25 protein-coding genes, 3 pseudogenes and 2 riboswitches are annotated in these 22,778 nt (G+C 54.3%); of the genes and pseudogenes, 15 read left to right on the top strand and 13 right to left on the bottom strand.

Features of this window, described 5'->3' with window-relative positions; genetic code table 11:
- The first annotated feature begins 44 nt into the window (after positions 1 to 44).
- The 7 genes from ACWHXD_RS17245 (at position 45) to ACWHXD_RS17215 (ending at position 7,402) form a co-directional block, all read left to right on the top strand.
- A complete protein-coding gene (locus tag ACWHXD_RS17245) occupies positions 45 to 3,914 on the top strand; it encodes a TipJ family phage tail tip protein (RefSeq protein ID WP_499084297.1) in 3,870 nt (1,289 codons plus the stop codon).
- A 327-nt stretch (positions 3,915 to 4,241) separates the two neighbouring features.
- On the top strand, positions 4,242 to 4,937 hold the full coding sequence (locus ACWHXD_RS17240; RefSeq protein ID WP_186931879.1) for a hypothetical protein: 696 nt from the start codon (positions 4,242 to 4,244) through the stop codon (positions 4,935 to 4,937).
- Positions 4,938 to 4,981: 44 nt separating this feature from the next.
- The gene (locus tag ACWHXD_RS17235; protein WP_499084296.1) at positions 4,982 to 5,725 is read left to right on the top strand and encodes a hypothetical protein; all 744 of its coding nucleotides are present in this window, start codon (positions 4,982 to 4,984) and stop codon (positions 5,723 to 5,725) included.
- Positions 5,726 to 5,727: 2 nt separating this feature from the next.
- A complete protein-coding gene (locus tag ACWHXD_RS17230) occupies positions 5,728 to 6,288 on the top strand; it encodes a tail fiber assembly protein (RefSeq protein WP_499084294.1) in 561 nt (186 codons plus the stop codon).
- Positions 6,289 to 6,345: 57 nt separating this feature from the next.
- Positions 6,346 to 6,771, top strand: a complete 426-nt coding sequence (locus ACWHXD_RS17225) for a cell wall hydrolase (RefSeq protein ID WP_499084293.1) — start codon at positions 6,346 to 6,348, stop codon at positions 6,769 to 6,771.
- Positions 6,771 to 7,142, top strand: a complete 372-nt coding sequence (locus tag ACWHXD_RS17220; RefSeq protein ID WP_499084292.1) for a hypothetical protein — start codon at positions 6,771 to 6,773, stop codon at positions 7,140 to 7,142. Before ACWHXD_RS17225 ends, ACWHXD_RS17220 begins: the two co-directional genes overlap by 1 nt.
- Complete coding sequence (locus tag ACWHXD_RS17215; protein WP_499084290.1) at positions 7,139 to 7,402, top strand: hypothetical protein; 264 nt, start codon at positions 7,139 to 7,141, stop codon at positions 7,400 to 7,402. The genes ACWHXD_RS17220 and ACWHXD_RS17215 overlap by 4 nt, the downstream gene beginning before the upstream one ends.
- Before the next feature lie 4 nt (positions 7,403 to 7,406).
- On the opposite strand, the gene ACWHXD_RS17210 is transcribed toward ACWHXD_RS17215, so the two are convergent.
- Positions 7,407 to 7,748 (bottom strand): hypothetical protein, encoded by a 342-nt coding sequence (locus tag ACWHXD_RS17210; protein WP_499084289.1) that lies wholly within the window; start codon positions 7,746 to 7,748, stop codon positions 7,407 to 7,409.
- A gap of 81 nt (positions 7,749 to 7,829) precedes the next feature.
- Entirely contained in the window at positions 7,830 to 8,516 is a 687-nt protein-coding gene (locus ACWHXD_RS17205; RefSeq protein ID WP_499084288.1) for an SOS response-associated peptidase family protein, read from the bottom strand.
- A 101-nt stretch (positions 8,517 to 8,617) separates the two neighbouring features.
- Here ACWHXD_RS17205 and ACWHXD_RS17200 point away from each other — a divergent pair, with 101 nt between their 5' ends.
- From ACWHXD_RS17200 to ACWHXD_RS17175, 6 genes and pseudogenes are all read left to right on the top strand, one after another.
- Complete coding sequence (locus ACWHXD_RS17200) at positions 8,618 to 9,043, top strand: LexA family protein (protein ID WP_034135895.1); 426 nt, start codon at positions 8,618 to 8,620, stop codon at positions 9,041 to 9,043.
- A pseudogene (locus ACWHXD_RS17195) lies at positions 9,036 to 9,152 on the top strand (Y-family DNA polymerase); the annotation flags it as partial. The gene ACWHXD_RS17200 and the pseudogene ACWHXD_RS17195, both read left to right, overlap by 8 nt.
- A 119-nt stretch (positions 9,153 to 9,271) precedes the next feature.
- Positions 9,272 to 10,429 carry a tyrosine-type recombinase/integrase gene (locus ACWHXD_RS17190; RefSeq protein WP_087715965.1) on the top strand — a complete coding sequence of 386 codons (1,158 nt, stop codon included), beginning with the start codon at positions 9,272 to 9,274 and terminating at the stop codon, positions 10,427 to 10,429.
- A gap of 10 nt (positions 10,430 to 10,439) precedes the next feature.
- A complete protein-coding gene (locus ACWHXD_RS17185; protein ID WP_087715966.1) occupies positions 10,440 to 12,050 on the top strand; it encodes a site-specific integrase in 1,611 nt (536 codons plus the stop codon).
- 98 nt (positions 12,051 to 12,148) lie between these two features.
- Entirely contained in the window at positions 12,149 to 13,891 is a 1,743-nt protein-coding gene (locus ACWHXD_RS17180; protein WP_240678625.1) for a tyrosine-type recombinase/integrase, read from the top strand.
- Positions 13,881 to 14,294 (top strand): TetR family transcriptional regulator, encoded by a 414-nt coding sequence (locus ACWHXD_RS17175; RefSeq protein WP_153330866.1) that lies wholly within the window; start codon positions 13,881 to 13,883, stop codon positions 14,292 to 14,294. Before ACWHXD_RS17180 ends, ACWHXD_RS17175 begins: the two co-directional genes overlap by 11 nt.
- Positions 14,295 to 14,341: 47 nt before the next feature.
- On the opposite strand, the gene nhaA is transcribed toward ACWHXD_RS17175, so the two are convergent.
- The 11 genes from nhaA to crcB form a co-directional block, all read right to left on the bottom strand.
- Positions 14,342 to 15,538 (bottom strand): Na+/H+ antiporter NhaA, encoded by a 1,197-nt coding sequence (nhaA, locus tag ACWHXD_RS17170; RefSeq protein WP_087715968.1) that lies wholly within the window; start codon positions 15,536 to 15,538, stop codon positions 14,342 to 14,344.
- Positions 15,539 to 15,720: 182 nt separating this feature from the next.
- Positions 15,721 to 16,146 carry an EamA family transporter gene (locus ACWHXD_RS17165; RefSeq protein ID WP_047338300.1) on the bottom strand — a complete coding sequence of 142 codons (426 nt, stop codon included), beginning with the start codon at positions 16,144 to 16,146 and terminating at the stop codon, positions 15,721 to 15,723.
- Positions 16,147 to 16,251: 105 nt separating this feature from the next.
- Positions 16,252 to 16,782 (bottom strand): inorganic diphosphatase, encoded by a 531-nt coding sequence (gene ppa / locus ACWHXD_RS17160; protein ID WP_047338301.1) that lies wholly within the window; start codon positions 16,780 to 16,782, stop codon positions 16,252 to 16,254.
- Between the two features lie 28 nt (positions 16,783 to 16,810).
- The gene (locus ACWHXD_RS17155) at positions 16,811 to 17,080 is read right to left on the bottom strand and encodes a hypothetical protein (RefSeq protein WP_499083557.1); all 270 of its coding nucleotides are present in this window, start codon (positions 17,078 to 17,080) and stop codon (positions 16,811 to 16,813) included.
- A 73-nt stretch (positions 17,081 to 17,153) separates the two neighbouring features.
- Positions 17,154 to 17,495 (bottom strand): hypothetical protein, encoded by a 342-nt coding sequence (locus ACWHXD_RS17150; protein WP_173857494.1) that lies wholly within the window; start codon positions 17,493 to 17,495, stop codon positions 17,154 to 17,156.
- A 94-nt stretch (positions 17,496 to 17,589) separates the two neighbouring features.
- Positions 17,590 to 17,856, bottom strand: a complete 267-nt coding sequence (locus tag ACWHXD_RS17145) for a hypothetical protein (RefSeq protein ID WP_047338309.1) — start codon at positions 17,854 to 17,856, stop codon at positions 17,590 to 17,592.
- A gap of 41 nt (positions 17,857 to 17,897) precedes the next feature.
- On the bottom strand, positions 17,898 to 18,221 hold the full coding sequence (locus tag ACWHXD_RS17140; RefSeq protein ID WP_047338308.1) for a DUF190 domain-containing protein: 324 nt from the start codon (positions 18,219 to 18,221) through the stop codon (positions 17,898 to 17,900).
- A gap of 80 nt (positions 18,222 to 18,301) precedes the next feature.
- Entirely contained in the window at positions 18,302 to 18,667 is a 366-nt protein-coding gene (locus ACWHXD_RS17135) for a hypothetical protein (RefSeq protein ID WP_080967020.1), read from the bottom strand.
- Positions 18,664 to 20,010 (bottom strand): voltage-gated chloride channel family protein, encoded by a 1,347-nt coding sequence (locus tag ACWHXD_RS17130; RefSeq protein ID WP_499084285.1) that lies wholly within the window; start codon positions 20,008 to 20,010, stop codon positions 18,664 to 18,666. The genes ACWHXD_RS17135 and ACWHXD_RS17130 overlap by 4 nt, the downstream gene beginning before the upstream one ends.
- A gap of 79 nt (positions 20,011 to 20,089) precedes the next feature.
- Positions 20,090 to 20,162, bottom strand: a riboswitch (Fluoride riboswitch).
- 96 nt (positions 20,163 to 20,258) lie between these two features.
- Positions 20,259 to 20,582, bottom strand: coding sequence for a DUF190 domain-containing protein (locus ACWHXD_RS17125; RefSeq protein WP_047338306.1), 324 nt, complete (start codon positions 20,580 to 20,582; stop codon positions 20,259 to 20,261).
- 10 nt (positions 20,583 to 20,592) lie between these two features.
- A complete protein-coding gene (gene crcB, locus ACWHXD_RS17120; protein WP_047338305.1) occupies positions 20,593 to 20,976 on the bottom strand; it encodes a fluoride efflux transporter CrcB in 384 nt (127 codons plus the stop codon).
- A gap of 138 nt (positions 20,977 to 21,114) precedes the next feature.
- A riboswitch (Fluoride riboswitch) is annotated at positions 21,115 to 21,175 on the bottom strand.
- Between the two features lie 63 nt (positions 21,176 to 21,238).
- On the opposite strand from crcB, the pseudogene ACWHXD_RS17115 reads away from it, so the two are divergent.
- Positions 21,239 to 21,408: pseudogene (locus ACWHXD_RS17115) on the top strand (sodium-independent anion transporter); the annotation flags it as partial.
- Between the two features lie 197 nt (positions 21,409 to 21,605).
- A pseudogene (locus ACWHXD_RS17110) lies at positions 21,606 to 22,775 on the top strand (Y-family DNA polymerase); the annotation flags it as partial.
- Positions 22,776 to 22,778: the final 3 nt, after the last annotated feature.

The following is a 22,778-nucleotide window of genomic DNA, read 5'->3' as shown; positions in this document are numbered from 1 at the left end:
GAATACCCGCCAATGAGCGGGTTTTTTTTCGCCTGGAGGAAAGCATGGGCGCAGCACGCAACATCGACATCCACGGCGCCAAGGGCGGCGAAGAGAAGCCAAAAACGCCGACAGAGGCCCCGGACAGTCTGCGCTCGGTTGCCATTGCCAAAATGCTGATCGCCGTGGGCGAGGGTGAATTCGAAGGCACGCCGACAGCCCGCGATATCTACCTCGACAACACTCCGCTGCAAGACCCCCAGGGCAACATGAACTTCCCGAACGTGAAGTGGGAGTGGCGCACTGGCGCAGTGGACCAGACCTATATCCAGGGGATCCCATCGGTCGAGAACGAGACCACTATCAGCACCGAGCTGCGGAGCGGCACCCAATGGGTTAGGGCGATCAACAACACCCAGCTTTCCGCTGTGCGTGTGCGGTTTGCCTGGCCGGCGCTTCAGTCCGTGGACGCCGGGGGCAACATCAACGGGTACCGGATTGAATACAAGGTTGAGCTGGCCACTGATGGGGGCGCCTATCAGCTGGTGCTGAGCGAGGCTGTCGATGGCAAGACCACCAGCGTGTACGAGCGCACCCGCCGTATCGATTTACCCAAAGCCACGACCGGCTGGTTGATGCGCATCACCCGCATCACACCAAACCAGAACAACAACAAAATCTCGGACACCATGCAGATCGCCGGATTTACCGAGGTGATCGACGCGAAGATCCGCTACCCAAACACGGCGCTGCTCTACATCGAATTTTCCGCCGAGCAGTTCCGTAGCATCCCGGCCGTGACGGTCGAGACCAAGCTGAAAAAAATGCAGGTGCCGAGCAACTACGATCCTGTGTCGCGCTCGTACAGTGGCGTTTGGGACGGCACCTTTAAGCAGGCCTGGACCGACAATGCTGTATGGATGACCTACGACATCACCACCGCCGATCGTTTTGGCCTGGGCCGTCGCATCAAGCCGTGGATGGTGGACAAGTGGGAGCTGTATCGAATTTCCCAGTACTGTGACCAACTGGTGCCGGACGGGAAGGGCGGCCAGGAGCCGCGCTTCATCTGCAACTTGAACCTGCAAAGCAAGGCCGATGCTTGGTCGCTGCTGCGCGATATCTCGGCGATCTACCGAGGCATGACCTACTGGGCCCAAGGCCAGGTGTTCACTCTCTCGGATATGCCGCGTGCTACCGACTTCGACTTTGCCTACACCCGAGCAAACGTCATCGACGGCAAGTTCACCTATTCCAGCGCATCGGAGCGGACCCGCTACACCCGTGCGCTGGTCAGCTACGACAATCCGCTGAACAACTACGACACCGATGTCACCGCGGTGACCGACCAGAAGCTGCAGCGGCGCTACGGCGATAACCCGCTGGAGATCAGCGCTATCGGCTGCACCCGCGAATCGGAGGCCCAGCGCCGCGGCAAGTGGGCGTTGCTGACCAACTCCAAGGATCGGGCCGTAACGTTCAAGGTTGGCTTGGATGGCCGTATCCCGCTGCCTTGCTACGTGATCCCGATTGCTGACGAGCTGCTGGCCGGCCGTGCCATTGGCGGCCGTATCTCAGCTGTAAACGGCAAGGTCATCAAGCTGGACCGCGACACCCAGGCCAAGCCCGGCGACCGACTGATCCTCAACCTGCCTGACGGCAAGTGCGAGGGGCGTACCGTGGAGGTGGTCAGCGGGCGGCAGGTCACGGTCACCGTGGCCTACTCAGTGCCGCCTGAGCCGGAATTGGTGTGGGCGCTCGATGCTGACGACTTGGCAGTCCCGCTTTACCGGGTGGTCAGCGTGGCCAGGCCAGAGCCTGGTGTTTTTGAAATATCGGCCGTTCAGTACGACCCGAGCAAGTTCGCGCACATCGACACTGGTGCACGGCTGGAAGAGCGCCCGATCAGTATTATCCCGATCACCGTGGTACCGCCGCCGGCCAGCGTCACGCTGACGTCGAGCTACGCGGTTAACCAGGGCATCGCCATCAGCACCATGAACATCTCTTGGCCCGCTGTTGCTGGCGCTGTCGCCTACGACGTGGAGTGGCGGAAGGACAACGGAAACTGGATCAAGGTGCAGCGCACAGGCTCGACGAGCGTGGACGTCACCGGCATCTACTCCGGGGCCTACCTGGCGCGTGTGCGTGCGGTGAGTGCGTTCGAAATCTCGTCGATCTGGAAAAACTCCAGCCTGACCAATCTGGAAGGAAAGACCGGCCTGCCGCCGGCGGTGTCGTTCCTGACCACCACCAGCCTGATCTACGGCATCGGCATCCAGTGGGGCTTTCCACCAGGTGCCGAGGACACCCAGCGGACGGAGCTCTGGTACAGTCAGTCGCCCGACCTGACGACGGCGGTCAAGCTGAGCGACTTCAGCTACCCGCAGGCCTCGCACGAGATGCACAGCCTGTTGGCCGGGGCGAGTCTGTTCTTCTGGGCGCGCCTGGTTGACCGGACTGGCAACGTCGGCCCGTTCTTCCCTGTGCCCGGCGCCGTCAACGGTCAGGCCAGCAGCAAGCGGAGCGATTATGAGGCGTACTACGCCGAGAAGATCGGTAAGGGCGCCCTGTACCAGAGCCTGCGCGAAGAGATAGAGCTCATCACCGGCGACGGCCCTGGCTCAGTAAATGAACGCCTCGAGGAAGCCAAGCAGGAGCTGGAAGATCTGATCAAGCAAGTGAGCGATGCCCTCGCTTACGACCCGGAAAAGCCCTATCTGAAGGGCGACATCGTGCGGCTGGATCAACGTCTCTACCAAGCGAAAGGCCCTGTGCCTGTGGGCGCAACGCCGCCTGACGCTACGTACTGGATAGATATCGGCACCATCCTTGAGACCACTGATGCACTGGTGTCCCAAGTCCAGATCATCGAAACGAAGATCGAGGAAATCGACGGCAAGGTGTTGGCCACCGCCACCTCAGTTGAGGCGTTACGCTCAGCTGCCCGTGGTGATGATGGCGCCGGCGATCTAGCCGACGCCATCAAAGGCTGGACTTCGACGGCAGATCTGGCGGTCGAGCGTAAAACCCGAGCCAGCGAAAACGATGCGATGGCTCAGCAGCTGCTCACCCTGGGCGCCCAGGTCGGTGACAACAAGTCGTCGCTGACCGTCCTGGAACAGGTGGTTGCCAGTAATCGCGAGACGTCCGCAGCGCAGATCAACCAGCTTAAGAGCGATCTATCTGCGGTCGATCAAAAGGCGACCGGCAATGCACAGGCGCTCAACAGCCTCGACACAAAAGTCACCAACCTGGACGGGAAGATCACATCCCAGGCATCGAGCAACGAGGCGCTGCGGGCTTCGGTTCGTGGGGACGATGGCTCTGGTGATCTGGCAGGGGCGATCAAGGCATGGGAGTCCACCGCAGCAATTAGCACGGAGAGGAAGGTGCGAGCTTCTGAAATTGAGGCCCAGGCCAAGGTTTCGGAGACGCTGCAGTCGAGCATCGGCGAAACCAGTGCTTCAGTTCAGTCGGTGAGCGAGACAGTGGTTAGGCTGGACGGGAGGGTTTCAGCTCAGACCACCATGAAGGCCCAGACCATAGTGGATGGGAGGAGGGTGGTGTCTGGTTTGGCGTTCGGTTCGAACGGAGAGCAGTCGGAATTCCTTATCTTCGCTCAGCGCTTTGCGGTGGTGAACGAGGTGAACGGAAAGGTCGACCCGATGTTCGTCATCGAGAACGGCCAGGCTGTTTTCAATACGGCAATCATCAGCAAGGCGATCATTCAGGAAATTGTTCTGGGGATGGTGCTCCGCTCTCCGGCAGTGGATTCGCTTGGACGTCCGCTTCTGGAAATCAACATTCCTGCTGGCACGTTCACGTTGCGAAGCGCGGGCACTGGTGGTTCATCGCTGCTCAACAACGACGGATTGACGGTGTTTGATGCAGGCGGTGTTGACCGCGTATCGGTCGGGAGGCTTTCGGTATGACTTTCGGTATGCGGATCAAGGGGCCTACAGGCGTCGTTGAACTTGATGAAACGTCATTCACAATGAGGGTGGTGTATTCCGAAATAATCACGCCTCAAACTTGGGGGGCGAAGTTTATAGATATAGCGATCCCTGGAATTACCCCTCAAAACGCGGCCGCTTTTCCGACGCCAGTACAGGCAGTCAATTCGCTATTCGACGCGCAGGTAGAACCCGAAGTCCTGAATGGATTGGTGCGAGTATGGAGAACCATTAAGGGTGATCCATACAACACATCTGCGATAACCATTACAAGGCAGCGTCTGACAGTCGTGAGGTTTAAGTAATATGGCAGAATCTTATGGTTTGGTCTTTAAGGCCGGGGACGACAATCGAGTAGTAATTGATTCGGAATATTCGAGACTTGTTGTAATGTACAAGGGTAGGTATGTTGGAACCGAGGAAGACGGTAATTCCTCGTCAACATACTTCCCTTCACCTATCACAACCCAAGAGCAGCCACTTGTTTTTATTCGGCCTGATAGTGCAAGCGGCATCATCGGGATGAGCAACCTTGAAATATTTGGATCTGCGGGTAACTGGACGGGGTTCAGGGTCCGTATTTTCAATATGTATACGATCAAGCCCGTTGGGCGTTGGTTCGTTGCTGGATACGTGGCGCAGCCATTAGCTACATTTGGTGTGCGGCTTCGCGATGCAAGCCGCAAAACTATTTTCGATTCAGGCACACCTGCCGCTCAGTTTGTCAGGGCTAGTAACACGTGGACTTATGCAGGTAGCGGTACGACCGGCCAAGGCGTGACAATAACGTACTTCAATTCACAATTTAACTTGAATGAAGACGAGTACATGCTAATAAATAACCTATGCATGCAGGCGGTGACAATTGCCTCAGGAACAGCGAATCGCCAAATTGCAGCTATGTGGAACTACCCAAGCAGAATTCTTACTCTGGGGATGATTGCGGTACAGAACGCGATTGTCACTGGCATAACTGTGATGGTTGGAAGGATTTCACAATAGCATCAGGCGGGCTGTTAAATATCAATTAACTCTTGGGGAAACCTATGTCGTCTTGGTTTACAGAAGGAACGGTAACAGTCACCAACGGGAATACCGTGGTGAATGGTGTTGGCACGAAGTTTTCTAATTGCCGATCTGGAGATATGTTTGTCGGTCCTGATGGTGGAATCTATCAAGTCGTTAACCCATCTAGTGATCTTGCCCTATCAATCACACCCGCTTATCGCGGGGCAACTGCTGCCGGAGTCTCTTACGGCGTCGTACCCGTGAACGGCTATCCCAAAGCTCTGGCTGATGCAGTCAATCTTATGGTGCAGCAGTGGGGCGCAACCCTGGCTGGCCTTGGCCCGGTCGCAAGTATGACCACTGTGCCGGTGGCAAACGGTGGTACCGGCGCTACGAATGCAGCAACTGCCCGAACTAACCTGGGTCTGGGTTCGGCAGCCACACGTTCAGTGGGCGTCGTAACGGGCAACCTGATTGAGGTTGCGGCAGCGCCGGCTGTGGTAGGCAACTCATCCTTTGCAGTCGATGGCAGCCGGTTCATCTCCCATCTGGACGGCACTACTACAGGCGGCGCACCTGGCGCACCTAACGCGGTTGGGTTTCGCTCAAGGTTTGCGGATAACAGCCTTTGGGCTGTTGACATCGTTGCTGGCGTTTACCAGACCGCCGCCGGTCTGTACTGGCGTCAGGTGAACGCAAGCGGTGTGCCCCTGGGTTGGCGACAGGTGTACGACACGACAAATACCACCCGTGCCCAAGACGGCACTCTCAAGGCGATTTAATCATGGCAAGAGCAGCAATCAATGTTATTGGCGAGACCGGTGCGAAGTTTGATCTCACCTCTCTCGGTGGAACAGACGTCGACAGTTACCGTTCCGGTGTCGGGGTGTATTGCGTCACTGGCACTCTGGGCATAGTTCCTTTTCCGCCATTAGATCAGGGCTGGGGCTACTCACTACATCCTTCGGAGAACACAGCGAAGGTCGATATCGCTTTCGCTGAAGGCCTGTTGACCGTGGCCGTCACTATGGATGGCGAACCCTACGATCTGAAAACGATGGTCACGCTTCACATCCTGGTGCCCGATATTCCGCTGGAGGAAGTGCCGGAGCTTCCGTCGATTGTCGTTGATCCTCTGGAGGCTGCCCAGGCCGAGATCATCCGTCTTCGAGCCATCGCAGATTACGCCGTTGCGCCACTACAGGATGCGGTGGACGTCGACGAGGCCACGGATTCAGAGGTTGCCCAGCTTAAGGGCTGGAAGAAGTACCGCGTTGCGCTGAGCCGAGTGCCCGAGCAGGAGCAGTACCCGGACGCTATCGAGTGGCCCGTGGTTCCGGCCTGACCGCCGACCTGGAAACCATCACCGCCTTGTGCGGTTTTTTTTCGCCTGGAGAAAAGCATGAACGCAACCGAGAAAGACCGGGACATCCTGGCGCGCACGCTGTGGGGAGAAAGTAGAGGTGAGGGTTTTGAGGGCCAGATCGCCGTGGCCTGGACCATCCGCAACCGTGTGTTCGACGGCAAAGCTAAATCATGGTGGGGGGAGGGCTACGCCGGTGTATGCCTGAAACCCTGGCAGTTCAGCTGCTGGAACCAGAACGATCCGAACTACGCCTACCTGAGCGGTGCCAAGCAGATCCCGGCGGCCCAGTTTGCCCAGGCGCAGCGTGCGGCTGACCAGGTGATGTCTGGTGCGGTACCGGATCCAACCGGCGGCGCCACGCACTATTACGCAACCACAATGCCCAAGGCCCCGGCTTGGGCGGCAAAGGCCACGCAGACGCTGCGCCTTGGGCATCACGTCTTTTTCAAGGATGTGCCGTGATGGCACCCTTGCAGAAGCTGGCTTGCCTTGGGCTTGCGGTTGTCCTTCTGCTGGTGTTGGGCGCTGGCGGTGGTGCGTGGCTGGCGGCCTGGCATTATCGGCCGCTACTCGACGCCGCGAACACCAACCTGGTCAGAGCTCAGTCGGCGCGTAACAACTTGGAAGCGCTGGCGGGAGAGCAAGGCAGGAAACTGGGCGAGCTTGTCCTGGCCGGCGACCTGCGGGAGCGAACTGCCACCCAGGCTCAGGCAAAAGCAGCGCAAGAGGCCCAGCCCGACTACGCCGCTGCCAATCAGTTGTTGCGGGAGCGAACCGGTGGCGACCCAGAACAGGCTGCTGAGGCCATCATCAATCAGGAGTTGGGGTTATGAAGTCTTTTCTGGTGCTGTTAGCGCTGGTGCTGACTGGCTGCGCTGGCAGGGAGCCAGAAGTGCGCACTGTCCGCGTGGAGATGCCGGTCCTGGTTCCGTGCAAAACAAAGGAGATCGCTGTGCCGCCATGGGCAGCTGCTGGACTGAAGAAGTCCGACAGCCTGGAAGTAAAGGTTCGGGCGTTGTTGGCCGAGCGTCGACAGCGGATTGGGTACGAACGGCAATTGGTAGCGGCGGTTGGAGCTTGCAGGGACGAATAAGACGTTACGCGTACTCCACCTCAAGGGTCATTTTTCCGTTACTCCCCATCATTGCAGAGATGTTTACACCCTCAACCGGAATATTGAGATTTGCACCTGCCTCTTGATCAATAGTTACTTTGATCCTTTTTGCGCCACTCTCTTTTCCTTGCTTGATAATTTCAACGGCCGCTTTCCCTTGGCTTTCAACTGAGGTGCTTTCTGAGTTTGCTTTAAGGAGTTGCTCTCCAGCGAAGAGAGCTGTCGCTAGCGGATTAACCAGCCACGCAAAAACGCTGCCTTCACGAAAAAAATCTGCGGCAGATTTAAGCCCGGAGGGTGTGGTGACGTCGAATTCATCCTTCATTTTTACTCCTGGCATTTTGCCATCCATTGATTTGGATAGCTTACCGAAAGCCTTATCGGCGTGCCAGACGTAAGCCAGGGCTTATTGCTCGGTGACTGGCTTGATCAGATCTGGCCCTTTATTTCTGACATTGCCCACGGCGTTGCTGACCTTGAACCACTCGAAAGTCTCGGTCGGCTCGCCTTGGTGCAAGAGCATCTGCTCGGCGCGCTCTTTGGGTGTGCCAGGATCCAACCATTCCCGTGCCAGGTCCGGAGTTAGGACCACCGGCCGGCGGTCGTGAATGTCCACCATCCCCCCGGCACTGTCGGCGGTGATGATCACGAAGCCGTCATGCTCGCCCGGACCTTCATCGGCGTCAGGCAGTTGGCCAATGGCAGCGCAGAGTATCGGTGCACCATCCCTCCGACGGATGAGGTAGGGCTGCTTTTTTGGGCCGCCTTCGTCTACCCACTCAAACCAGTTGTCGATAGGTGTGATTGCCCGGTGCGGCCAGATGGCCCGGAAGAACGGGCCATGGGCTACCTTCTCCACGCGAGCATTGATTGGCGCTGCCCGGTCTTTTGCCCAGTGTGGTCGCCAACCCCAGCGAACTGGATCGGCGTGTAGCAGGTCTCCCTGCAGGTGCAGCAATGCAACCGTCGTTGATGGCGCCACGTTGTACCGCTCAATCGGCTGATCGCCCACAGAGTTCGCCAGAGCATTGGGCATGCTCAGCGCTGCAACGAAGTCGTGGATTCCCCGGTACTGCGAAAGCCTTCCGCACATAGGCACCTCTCCGTCTGTCGAAATCCCCTACAGAAAAATTGACCGCAAGCCGGCCGCAAAGTTAACTGTACATTCGCACAGTATGTGTAGAAGGCTGCATCATGAGCTTTACCATTTTAGGTCCTATATCCGAAGGCGGCACGAAGCTGCCTTTCTGCTCGTTTCGTGTACCTGCTGGGTTCCCATCACCGGCAGCCGATCACATCGAGCAGCACATCTCATTGGATGAGGTCCTAAATATCAGGGCGCCGCACGTCTATCTGATCGCGATTACTGGCGAAAGTATGCAAGGGGCGGGAATTTTTGAGGGAGACCTGGCTGTTGTGGATCGGTCAATTGAGCCGGCCCATGGGCACGTTGTCGTGGCTCTCTTGAATAATGATCCTGTTTGCAAGCGACTGTGCAAGCGTGGGAAAGAGGTGATTCTTCTGTCAGAGAATCCGAAATACCCAGCGCGGTATGTCCTGGAGGGGGATGAGCTATCGATCTGGGGCGTGATCACCAGCACGGTGCGCAGTCATGTCTAACGCGCCGGTCTTCGCGCTGATTGACTGCAACAGTTTCTATGCGAGCTGCGAACGGGTCTTTCGTCCAGATCTGGCAAAGGTGCCTATCGTCGTACTGAGCAATAACGATCTGAGGGGTAGAAATCGTTAGTAAATCCTGTAGAGTCCGCGCCACCTTCTGAACCCCTTTGGAACAATAGTTTCCAGACTTCATAAGGCAATCCATTGGTGGTGGTTTAGGGCAGCGGCATGAGGCTGGTATTCGCAACAAAAGACCTAGCATTGGCAGGTCGATCCTTTGAAGGCTTTCCTTTGCTGATCGGGTCAGAGGGATGGCCAGTCGAGCCAGCCCAGTCCTTCCTTTGGCACACGCTCATCGAGTCAGGTGAGGCCCTAAGCGATTTGACTTGGGAAGCCTATGGGCGGCGTCTGTACGATTATTTCGCCTTCCTGGAGGCCAATGGTTTGGCCTGGAACGAGGAAAGCCCGGCCCATGGTCTGAGCATCCTGTCGAGGTACAGGGATTGGTCTAGCGGAGAATTAGCGCTTGATCCCAAAACGGTGAACAGTCGCTTGGCCCTGATTGTGAAGTTCTACCGATGGGCCAAGCAGCGCAACCTGATAACCGTGCTGCCCTTCGGGGAGAAAAGGGTCAGGGTGGCTCCACATTCCGGTCTTCTCAGTCATGTTGCTCAACCCGGAGCCGAGAGCACGAAGGCTTCGGTGATGGTGCGTGACCGAAAGCGCCTGACCAAATTCTTGACCAAGGATCAAGTCAAGGTATGCGTTGCCTTGGATACTGATCCAAGCCACCAGATATTATTTCACCTCATGGTGCGTACAGGGCTTCGCTCCTGTGAGGCCAGGTCTTTTCCTCTCAAATATGTGTTCAACCCTAGGTTAAAAAATGGACTGCGCCCAAGGCAAATGGTCAGCGTTGCTCTTGATCCTTCAGACATGCATATCAAGTACGACAAGCCCAGGACTATCGATGTGCCATGGTCGCTGATGGAGAGCATGTGGTCTTATTCCCTTCACCAGCGAGAGGTTCGTAAGTCCAATGGTGATGGAGGTGTAACTGCGCTACTCCTAACTAATGAAGGCAGGCATTATTCAAAGGATTCCGTAGTGGACGTTATGAAGTCCTATGAGCGAAAGTGCGGCTTCTATGTTCGGGCTCATATGCTACGCCACACTTACGGGACTTATACCTTGCTTGCCCTTAGAAAAAGCAAAGAATTTGAAGGTGAGCCGCTGTTGTATGTCAGAGACAGGTTGGGGCATTCAGATGTTCAAACAACGATGATCTACTTGCACCTCATCAACCAGCTGGAGGCTCAATCCGTTCTTGCGCATGAGGACGAAATTGACATGATGTTCACGGCTGACTCCACTAAGCGCACCTGAGGTAGTTACGTTGGCCCGGCAAAAGAACTATAAGGCGGCCCTGCAATCCGTCACGAAAGGATTCGAGGCTGTCGAAGATAGCATCAAAATTGATTTGCCGAGAAACCCGAGAAATCATAGGCAGCTCGACCACTCTCAATACCTAGGTTCGGGCTTCGACGCCTGGGCAATTCAAAGCATTTACGTTATCAGGGCGTTGCTGCAAGGAGGAAACTTCTCCGTAGCCACTTTGATTGGTTACTCTGTGAACGGGTTGAGGTTCTTTCTGAGTTTCTTAGGTGGAGGCTCGGTCGAGTCGCCACCCACAACGCCGAACGGCCTGACCAAACGTCATTTGGAACGTTATATCTCTTGGCTAAAGCTAAAGTACCCCAATGGCTCGACGGCTAAGAACTACTACACCAGCTTTAAGTCATTGGTCATTGTTCTAGCTGATTATGGATTTGTAGAAACCGATACTGACGATCTCTTGCCGCCAAATCCATTCCCCAACAATGCGCGGAATACGAAAGACGCAGATCCGCTCACCATGGGGGAAATGCAAAGGCTACTCGGGGCATTAAAGTCCGACCTTGTTGCTATCCATAAGGGCACGTTCCTTGGCAATGGAGCAGAGGCCATGGCAGTGATGCTACTAATCACGGCGGCAAGATCAGGTATTAATACCACGCCACTTTTAGAAATGACGAGAGATGCCCTAAAGCCTCACCCGTTTGTGCCAAATCTCAGATTGATAACTACTATCAAGCGGCGGGGCAAAGGTGCGCAGAGTAAAACAATACGTCAAACTAATCTGCTAGACGATTACAGCGCCATTCCGCTCGATGGGGTTGCAGTCTTGAATAAGGCCCTTGAAATCAGCAAGCCACTTGTGGCGCTGGCATCCGAGGAGATTTGTTCATATGTATGGTTGTATCGCTCAGGGCAACGGGGTGGGGCGAACAATATTGTTACCCTTACGCCCGGCGCTTTATACGTGACTACCAAAAATATTTGTGAGCGTCATGCACTTCAAGACGATCTAGGTAATCGACTGCATGTCACGCTTAGTCGGCTGCGGAAGACTATGGAAAGCCGTTTGTGGAAGCTGAGCGGTGGAGACATTTTAGAAGTGTCCTCTGTCATGGGCCATACGCCAGGCGTTGCGGATAATCACTACTTAAAAATTAATGATGAAATTAAGACCGAAGGCGCAACTTTTGTCGGGGAGGCTTTTCCAGACAAGCTACGGGGCATCCACGTCACACCTACCCCGCCAGGCGGCTGCAAAGATAGCCTTTATGGTAGTCGGGCGCCCAAGGATGGCGTAAATCACTGTTCGGAGTTTATTCACTGCCTCGGTTGTCCCAGCTATGCGATTGTAGGCACACAGGAGGACTTATACCGGCTGTTCAGTTACCAACAGTTCCTTTACGCCGAAGTCGAATATTTTCTCACTGATGAGTGGGAGGCATGGCGTAGGCGGCAGTTTGACTATATTAAACTTATCAATGAGTTCACTTCACGAAAATTTGATGCCGCTTTGGTTAAGCGAGCAAAGGCAAAGGCTGAATCATCTCCGCACTTGTTCTGGGCTAAAAAGATCGAGTTCATGAAGAAAAGAAGGGGCGGCGGGATTTGAACATAAGAAGCACGAATGCGTTGTTGAAGGCATATGATGTCCTCATTGCGCAACCGGTGACAGCCAATGGTCTGAGTCCCGCAGAACGAAATGCTATTGTGATCAGTGCCATCGTTAATGACCGTGGGGAAACTCTGGTGCTTAGCAGGTTTGGCGATGCGCAGTGGGATCTTCGTCCGTTTTTTGATCAGGCCAATGTTGCCCATTCCTATAAATTTATCAATTGGGATATGAGCATGCCTCGGGCGCTCATTGATGACTGCAAAGCTGTTGCTTACGCATGGTTTAAGCGAGGTCTACCTAGCTCCAAGCCTCCTATCGCACGGGGTATCACTACTTTCGCTGTTGCAAGTGTGATGCCCTTTATTCGTTGGTTGAACAATCTGGGAGTTTCAAGGTTTGCGGATGTTCGTCCGATCCATATCAGTAATTATGTTTATCATTGCAAGAATGAATTAAAGTTAAGGCCGCTCCCGCTCTATGGACGGTTACGGGTTATTGATTTCCTTTGGGTATTTGCTGCTGATACGATTTTTCCCCTTCAGAGTGATCCTTGGGGTAACTCTAAATTATGGCGAATTTGCGGAGTTAGCAAAGTAAAAGGATCGGCTTCTGCTAATAAAAACGTTGGGCGGACGGATATTATTCCTTCTGGTGAACAATCTAAAATTTTCAACTATTGCGAAAGTATCGTTCGGGAGATGAAAGCTGAGTTAGCGGTCAGTGGTATAGGATATCATCCTAGTGATGAGCGAATGTCGATTCGATGCAGAGATGCTGTGCTGTATATAGTTTCAATCACTAGCGGCATGCGTAATGACGAGGCCATTGGGATTGAGGTTGGCGCTTGGCGTAGAGAGATCAAAAATGGAGTTAAATTTTGCTGGGTATCCACAATAGAACATAAGACGGGCAAGGGGCGCGTAGAGTATCTCGTCCCAGAATTGACTCTAGATGCACTGGAGCTTTTGGCCAAATACTCGGTTCCTATCAGGAAAGAACTGGAACTAGAGATTAGAAATCTTGCAAGAACTATCGATCCCAGTAATCCCACCGAGCACCTTCTGAGGCTGGAAAAGGCTCGCAGGGACTCGAAGAAACTATTTTTGGGGCGACACGCCCAGGGCGGTAAACTTCAGGATAAACATGTTGAGGCGCTTAGCGGGCAAGCATCCAATGCTGCGTTTGACCGTATAGCTAAAGCCGCTGGAAGTGATTGGCCATTGAGGACGCACCAATGCAGGCGAACCTATGCAAGGTGTTTTGTTGAGTCCCGTATGGGTCGCACTTCGTTAATCTACCTAAAGTGGCAGTTCAAACACAGTAGCATGAGCATGACTCAACTCTATGCATCCAATCCGCAGCAAGACCTGACGCTTTTTGATGAGATCTTTCAGCAGATGACAGAATTTAAAATCGATCTGATCGAATCATGGCTCGGTGACCAGCCCTTGGCTGGGGGCGCAGGCGAAAAGATTGTGGAATTGCGGGCGATCCCAATCAAGGATAGAGCAGCTCTACTTGCCCAGACCGCTCCACATGCCAACATTCGTGCGACTGGACACGGATGGTGCATTGCCACGGAGCGGGGCTGCGGAGGTGCTGGTCTATATGAGGCCACACGGTGCCCAGGGTGCAAAAATTCAGTCATCGATGAATTCTTCGCTGGCACCTGGCAGGACATTTATATCCAGCAGCAAGAGTTGATTAAGATCGAAGACGCGGGCCCTGCCGTTACGCAGCGAGCAGCGCGCGATTTGCAAGTCGCACTCGACGTCATCACCAGTTTGGGGCTCTCTCCCATAAACGATGAGACGGACGAGGCTGTAAATGGTGAATAAGTCTACTCAGGATCAGACACCAGCCCGTTCAAGGTCGAAGACCCTCGCCGCGCTAGATAAGGTCATTGATGGCCTCGTCGCAGGCAACGAAAAGCTCTCCATTGCTTCGGTTGCCCGAGCAGCAGGTGTTACGCCGGGTCTCATTCATAATACCTACCCAGCGGTGGCGGAAAAAATTCGCACTCTCATGGGCAAGTCGGTGCGCGCCCAGCGAGACTCGAAGCACCAAGCACTGATGAGTGAGAAGGAGAAAAACAGGGCGCTTCGTGCGGAAAACGACCAGCTTTTGGCGGAGCTTGCCCGAATCGCTTCTGTAAACCAGCGCCTCCTTTTCGAAATGGCTGAGTTAAAAGCGGTCTCCAGCGGAAAGGTTGTGGCTCTGACTCAGAAGCCCAGCAGATAAACGGCCTTTCTGCCTGTTCAGAAATACCGTGGTCAATCCAATCGAGGCTATTTGGCTATTGCGGCACCTGCGAGAACACTGCTACGGCTAAGAACTATGATGCCGCCAAACGCAGCCAGGATCGAACCGATCAAGACCCCAACTTTGACTTCATCAATCAAGTGAGCTGATCCGGCAAACGCCAGGTTGCCAATGAATAGGCTCATGGTGAAGCCAATGCCACACAACAGCGCCACGCCGTAAAGCTGAGTCCAGGTGCTTCCTTCTGGTAACTTGGCCAAGCCCAGACGAATGGCTAAGGCCGCCAATAGGAAAATGCCTATCTGTTTGCCCACCAACAAGCCGAGCGCAACACCCAGCGGAACTGGATCGACCAGGTTTTCCATGGAAATACCTGCCAGTGAAACCCCAGCATTTGCGAAGCCAAAAATCGGCACCACAGCGAACGCTACCCACATGTGCAGCTTTTCTTCTAGGAACAGCAGTGGAGACCGGGCTTCCTCTTCAGGCTTGCCCATTGGGACGCACAGCGCTACAGCGACACCAGCAAGGGTGGCATGCACCCCAGATTGCAGCACGAAGAACCACAGCACACCACCGACAAGCAAATATGGGAGCAATCGTCTGACGCCCAATCGATTCATTGCGATCAGAATGACCAGAGTTGCGAGCGATGCCAGCAACATCGGCATGGAAAGACCAGTGGTGTAGAAAAAAGCGATGATGACCACAGCCCCCAGGTCGTCAATGATCGCCAAGGCAGCGAGAAAAACCTTCAGCGAAGTCGGGACTCGCTTACCCAGCAGCGACAAGACGCCCAGGGCGAATGCGATGTCGGTAGCGGCTGGGATGGCCCAGCCCTTCAAGGTCTCAGTATTACCCCAGTTTATTGCGATGTAGATCAGCGCAGGCACAACCATGCCGCCTATAGCACCAAATCCCGGCAAGGCACGCTGGCCCCAGGTGGAAAGCCCACCTGCCAGCACTTCTCGTTTGATCTCCAGGCCGACCATTAGAAAGAAGATGGCCATCAGGCCATCGTTGACCCAATGCTCGACAGACATGCCCAACCAGACACTGTGCAAGGCTGCGAAGTAACCTTGGGATAGAGGCGAATTAGCGACAATCAGCGCAGCCAAAGCTGCCCCCATCAACACAAGACCTCCAGCGGATTCCGATGACAGGAAGCGAGCCAAGATTGCAGCCGCTCTAGGGGTTTCTGCGGAAGTTCTATTGTGGGTCATCAGTTTCCTTGCGCTTTGATCTAAAGCGATTATTTTAACATCCGAGGTTTATCAATATGGCTGAGCAAATAGCCTGTAACAGTTATTGTCCTAGGCTAAGATAAGACTCAACCTATCCCCTAGGGCTCTGGAACGCGTGGTACAGAGTTATGCTCCGAGCAGAACATTGACTTGCAGGCTAGTCAGGGCTTTTTAGCTATGACCAACAAACCTGCCACGATCAAGCCCGCACCGGCGATCATGCGCAACGTGATGATCTCTCGAAGCACCAGGCCGGCGAGCAGCATGGCAACGACCACGCTACCTTTATCGATCAGTGCCACCGTGGCGACATCCCCGACTTTCAGTGCCTTGTAGTAGAAGATCCATGACAAGGCAGTGGTGACGCCAGACAGTCCTAGCCAATACAGATTTCGGCTTGTGATGTTGGCCACTTCCTGTGTCGGAACAGCCCAGGCGGCGAATACGAGTACAAAGGCACACACGAACAGGGTTCGAACTGTTAGACCAAGCTCAGCTGAAATGCCTGCGAGTCCCATCTTGGCGATCACAGAAGTAAACCCGGCAAAAAACATTGAGATGAAGGCATAAGCCACCCATTTTTCCATGCGCGTGTTTCCATCGATATTTAATGTTCCGGGCGACTGAGAGGCCAATTACAAATCACGCGCCCCTCAGTTCGACTCCCGGCTGAATTCCAACTGGCGGAAGAGCTATTTGGGGATATATGCAGCTACCGATTTGCGAATCTCTTCCCGCGCCTCATCTGAGCTCCCCCAGCGGCCCATCTTCACCCACTTGCCTGGCTCCAATGTTTTATAGTTTTCGAAGAAGTGCTGGATCTGCGCGAGGAGTAACGCAGGGAGGTCTGAGCACTCCTTGACGTCGCTGTACATAGAGCTGAGTTTTTCATGAGGCACTGCGATCACCTTGGCATCCGCTCCGGCTTCGTCAGTCATGTACATCACACCAACCGGGCGACTGCGGATTACAACACCAGGTGAGACGGGATATGGGCAAATCACCAGAACGTCGAGAGGATCGCCATCGTCGCTCAGCGTGTTCGGGATAAACCCGTAGTTGGCCGGATAGAACATCGGTGTGCTGAGGAAGCGGTCAACAAAAATTTGTCCGCTCGGCTTGTCCACCTCGTACTTAATCGGCGAGTGGTTTGCAGGAATCTCGATAACGGTGAAGAAGTCATCGGGGATTGCGTTACCAGCTGGAATGTCCGCGTAGCTCATGCTCATATCTCCAAGCGTCTATGAAAGGCTAAGGCCGCTGACTTTTTTGCCAACGGATACACGTGATTCGATTTTTACGCTGACCAAACCAACAGATTTCCCGGCTGCAGGACGAATGACTTCCTGATCGCATCCAAGTCAGTCCATGGTCGCGGAGATTTCGAGCTGTCCTCATCACAGTCAAAGTGGTGTGCGAACGGTTGGCGCCGCACTCCAAGGTGACGTCGACTTCAACGGTAGGGTTGCCGCGTGAATCGAGAATTTCACGTGCATAAATGGCCTGAATTTGCGTTTTCATAGATCTTCTCCAAGTAACGATTCGGGAACGTCATTAACCATGTGAAACCGTTGAGAGGCCTCTATGTCGGACGTCAGCTCTCCATGAGTATCCTGAACAGCTGCACTGCCGACACCGCAATTGCGGGAACCAAGAAGCCTCCAATAATTAGTTCAGGAATCTCTCCCACCAAGGGTATGAACTGCCCTCCCTTTGCCATCTGGAAAAGCTCCATCATTTGGTTTGAAGCAACCATTACAGAGCAGCAATACGCCGTTTGGGCTTGTAGCCTGGCGCGCCTTTGATTTAGCAGATAAAAGGTCAGCAAGGACACTCCAACGCTTACGATGAAAAGCGCGGCGAACTCATAGACAGATCCTGTGAAAAACCTGCCCATCACAAGCCCGAATACGATGCTCAGCGTCACTGCGCTCATGTGGTCTCCCAATTCTCTAAAATGATTTTGATGAGCCGACGTCGGTGAGCTCCATTTCGCGATCTCATCTTTGGATTGCCAACCGCCATCGCGCTCAATGTTGCTGTGCTCTCAGCTCGTAGCCCGGTACGCAGGTCTGGGCTACGTCGGCCTTGCAGGACTTCTCACTGGGCATACGCATCGTGACCAATGCGCCTTCGAGCGAGGTGACGATGTACCACCCCTCGCTCGAGACCTTTTGACTGCCTGCGATGCCGGCCAGAAAAAGTGACCAGAAAACCAGTCCTACGAGAAGCGTCTTGTTGTCACGAGCCCAGTTAGCAGGGGCTGGCTGTGGACGTAGGTTATAAACTCGGTACATGGCGTTATCCTTTTTATTGGTTGTCCAACAAGGTGCGTTTTTTAGTTTTTCGCCTGGCCCACTCGACCGTATTCGATGGGCAATTTGATATAGCTCAGTGAAAACGACTCCTTGGCCAATGCCTCCAGCAACCTGTCGCACCCAATTTCATCAGTGGATATAGTCACCGTGACGGGATGATCGGCACCGCTGAGGGAATGCGCCGTATGCAAATGCCCCAAATGATCTAGCCCCTCCGTACCGCTCACCAACGTCGCACCCAACGCGCCCTCTCGCTTGGCGAACTCGACCAACCACTCTCCCAGTGGAAGGTGCTGGTAGTTGGTACTCTGTTCGGTGAAAAACGTCAGCTGAAAGCCGTTCATAGCTACATCCTCTAATGTGGCGAGTGACCGACGCTTCGGTCGGCCTTACTTCTTCATTTCCGAGCTGTTTTCAAACTGAATTACGACGCGTTAGTGAGCGGTAACTCACATAAGAGAAGAACTGCTCGCACCTTGCGTAACTCGTCAGCGTGGTCGCGCAGGAATGCGCGCAGCTTGTCCTCTGTATCTAGCAATTCCAGACACTGGGGATGACGCATATCGCCAAGCTCCGGGTGATGATGGGAGATGCGATGGCCTGGCAAATAACCTGCAGAAATCGTCTTGAGCATGACCTGCTCAATTTTTGCTTTTTGAGCAACTTTAAGGAGGTGCTGGGCTAGTGCAGGTGCGCTTAGGTGGTGCCAGAAGCTGGTCACGCGAGCCCGGCTAGCGCCAGGAAAATAGAGTTGCAAAGCTGTCAGGCGATCTTGGTGATGTTCAATCATTTCTCTTCCCCCACAAGAGTCACTTTCCGCTCGCTGGCGGATTCACTTTGAGCATGAAATTGCTTGAAATCAGAGAGCCGGATTTCCTCCGGAAGAGGACGGTGATGCTTGCTGTGGCCGACGCGCTGGGCGTGATAGATCCCGGTGTGTCCGGATACGAGGTAACTTGCGATACAGGCAATGGCTGCAAGCGGAGCAATTTCGGGCCCGAAGAGCTCCATGGCCATAACGATGGTTGCCAGTGGCGTATTAGCTGCACCGGCAAAGACGGCGACAAAGCCGATACCAGCCAGCATGCCGAAGGGAAGGTGCAAGAGGGGAGCCAGCGCATTCCCCAAGGTGGCACCGATGTAAAACAGCGGTGTCACTTCACCGCCTTTGAATCCAGTGCCCAAGGAGACAACGGTGAACACCATCTTTCCAAGCCAATCCCAAGGGGCCATTGGCATTTGAAAGGATTGGACGATGCTCGGAATGCCTAGCCCGATGTACTTATCAACGTCGATGTAATGGTTACTACCGAGCGCCCACACTGCGACTGCGATCAGCAGGCCGCCGGCAAAGGGTCTTAATGGTGAATAGGTGATAAGCCGCTTAACGAAGGCTCCGAGCTTGTGGGTCGCTGTCGCGAATAGCAGGCCGGTAAGGCCAAAGACAATCCCAGCTACCACCACAGCCATGACACTCCACAGCTGCACCGGAACCACTTCGCCAATGACGTAATGCGTGTGAACCACGCCCCAGGCTTGCCCCACCTGGTCAGCAACGATTGCCGCAACCACGCAAGGGAAAAGCGCGTCGTAACGCATACGTCCAATGGCCAATACTTCAAGTCCGAATAAAGCCCCGGCAAGAGGGGTGCCGAAGACGGACGCAAAGCCAGCACTAATACCGGCCATGAGAATCACCCGACGGTCTTCGCGGCGCAGACGGAAGACATGCGTCAGTTGATCGGCAAGGGCACCGCCCATTTGCACCGCCGTCCCCTCACGTCCCACAGATGCACCAAAAAGGTGGGAAACCACGGTTCCGATCAGCACCATCGGTACCATGCGCAAAGGCACGATCTTCTTAGGATCATGGATCTCATCGATGATCAGGTTGTTTCCGGCATCAACGGGTTTGCCTATCAAGTGATATGCAAGTCCCACAGCAAAGCCGGCCACTGGCAGGAGCCAGATCACCCAGGGATGGGTTTCTCGCCACTGGGTGGCATGATCCAAAGAAAGGAGGAATAACGCAGAAGCAGAGCCTGCCAAAAGAGCTACAAGACCAGCAAGCGCAAGCCATTTCGCTATATAGGGCAGTAAGTCGAGTTGTTCAGGTCGTCGAAATTTAGACATTTGGCCAGCCACAAAAAAGTAAGTGGGCCTGACCAAAAAGGGAATCTGAGCGCGAACGCCTACAGACCTGATTGATCAGGTTTCTGTAGGCATCATCAGCTGCTACGGGCGCAGCGGTTGGTTAATGGAGGAATGCCATCTCCAATCCGTCGATCTTAGCTAGCTCCGCTCAAAATGTAAAATCATGTTACGGAAACAACAAGCACAGGAAGATCTCTTGAAGCCTAGCTTGGTAAAAGGATGCCGGACTAGGTGGTTTTTTTGCCGACGAAGCCCATTTCAATTGGAGTCTTTATGTAAAACACCGAGATTTCCTCAAGCTCCAATCGTACGAACAACCGTTCAGATTCGTCCTCGGTGATAGCCATGCGAATCTCGGTAGGCTGATCCGCCAGTTCAAAAAAATGGGAGGAGTGCAGCCGACCGGTATGCCCAAAACCCTCGATACCCGTAGATAGGGTCGCACCACGTAGTCCCATTTCTTTCGCCAAATCAACGATCCAGTCGCCGAGCATCTTGCCCTGATAACGACGGTTCTGTTGGGTAAAGAAAATCACCAGGAAACCTTTCATTTTCATCTCCTCAGCGCGTACCGATAATTTGATAGGACAGAAGCCCGGCAGCCGTCATCGTCAGCGAGCCCACGACGTGTAATGAAATTGAGCCGAACGCCCAGAGCAATCTGCCTTCCTGGATCAGGGCAACTGTTTCTGCCGAAAACGTAGAAAAGGTGGTGAGCCCTCCACAGAAACCCGTGATGATCAGCAGGCGCCACTCAGGGCTCAGAGTCGGGGATGCGGCCAAAAACGCGATTGCTAAGCCGATGATGTAGCCCCCGATCATGTTTGCAATCACAGTGCCTGGGGGAATCGTGGGGAACAATGCGTTTAGCTTCATACCCAATAGCCAGCGCAACCAGGCACCGAGTGACGCGCCAACGGCGATAACCAAAAGTGATTTCAGCATGGTGGGCTCACCTCGTCAGACCTAGGCCAAATAGGTAACAGGTAAGCACAAAAAAAGAGAGGCGACTGGGGTCGTAGGATCATAATCCTGTCCTAGCTCAGGGACAGGGAGCGGATACACCTACGCACCCTGTCCAGGGTTCACGTAGGCATCATCAGCACTAGGCGGTTAAAGGAGGAATGCCATCTCCTGAAATCATCGTATATCAGCCCCCTCAGAAGTATCAAGGCATACCAAACTTGAATTCAAGGAATACATCGGGGATATCGCGGCGGTGGCGGCTCTCGACAAGGTGGTGCTCAGACTCCGTCGTGTATGTGCGCGGTCGACATCATTGGCATGAACCAAGCGACCTCCATGCTGGTGGATCGGTTCGGCGTCCATGACAAACCTGACGTCATCGATACTCTGATGCGTGATATCGAGGCCTGACTTCGACGAATAACTCTCGATGTGCGCCTCCAGGACGGACGCCACGAGCGTCAAACTATCTATGCCGAATTGCCTTCGTCTGTGTGAATCAAAAGGCTTATTTGATCCCGCTGAATCGCCAAAACCATAAAAAATGTTAGTGGTGTATTTTCAATATAAATCAATATGTTATCTTCCGCTAACTGTTAGTGTCATTCAGATCAAACGATGGCTGCGTCATTGCCCGCAGCTACGACGCCAAGCCGTTTATCAAGATGGGCGAGCCGTATTTTCTAATCAAACACAAGCTGAAGCAACACGGCATCATTCCCTTCTCGTCTAACTACGCGCTCTATGGCGACATGAGCGAGCGAGTGATGACTCTGATCGAATCGATGGTTCCTGCCGTTGAAATTTACAGTATCGATGAGGCATTTGCTGACCTATCGGGTATTCCCGGGCTGGATGCTTTGGGTCGTCAAATCAGGGAGCGGGTGCTGCGCTGCACTGGCATTCCAGTGGGAGTTGGAATAGCGAGCACCAAGACCTTGGCCAAGCTGGCCAACCACACGGCAAAGCGATTGCAAGCTCAAACCGGTGGTGTAGTGAACATCACCGATCCGGTCAAGCGCGATTGGGTCCTGCGTAATACTGACGTCTGCGAAGTGTGGGGCGTAGGCCGCAAAATGAAGCTCCACCTCGACGCCATGGGCATAAAGTCAGCGATGGACCTGGCCAGGGCAGATCCTCGGACGCTCCGTAAGAAATTCAGCGTGGTGATCGAAAAGACGGCGCGGGAGCTGGCCGGCACATCGTGTCTGGAACTTGACGAGCCCGACCCGCCCAAGCAAGAAATATGCTGCAGCCGGATGTTCGGCAAACGGCTGACCGATCTGCCGCCGATCAAGGAGGCGGTGGCCACCTACATGATGCGCGCCTCAGAAAAGCTTCGCGCCCAAAACTCACTTTGTAAAAAGGTCCGCGTCTGCATCCGCACAGGCATGTTCAACCCCGAGGAGGCGAAGTATGCCAACGGCGTGGTGGTCGATATGCCGTACCCCACCGATGACGTGCGCCTGCTCACGAAAGCCGCCGTCGATGCGCTCGACAGGATTTTCCGGCCGGGTTTCAAATACAGCAAGGCCGAGGTAATGCTGCTCAACCTGTGCCAGCCAGGCGAATACACCGATGATCTTTTTGCAATATCGCAGCCGACCGAGGCAACCCAGGTCATGACGGTTCTTGATCAGATCAATGAACGCTGGGGAAGGGGAACGCTTCGATCTGCCAGCGTACCTACCAACCCTGACTGGGGTATGCGTCGAGAGATGATGAGCCAGAGCTATACCACTAAGCTGGACCAACTCTGGACGGTGGCCTGCAAGTAGCGC

It is taken from the genome of Pseudomonas fjordensis (genome assembly GCF_976987115.1).
The sequence above is the reverse complement of the archived record's forward strand: the minus strand, read 5'-3'. Positions and strand labels throughout refer to the sequence as shown.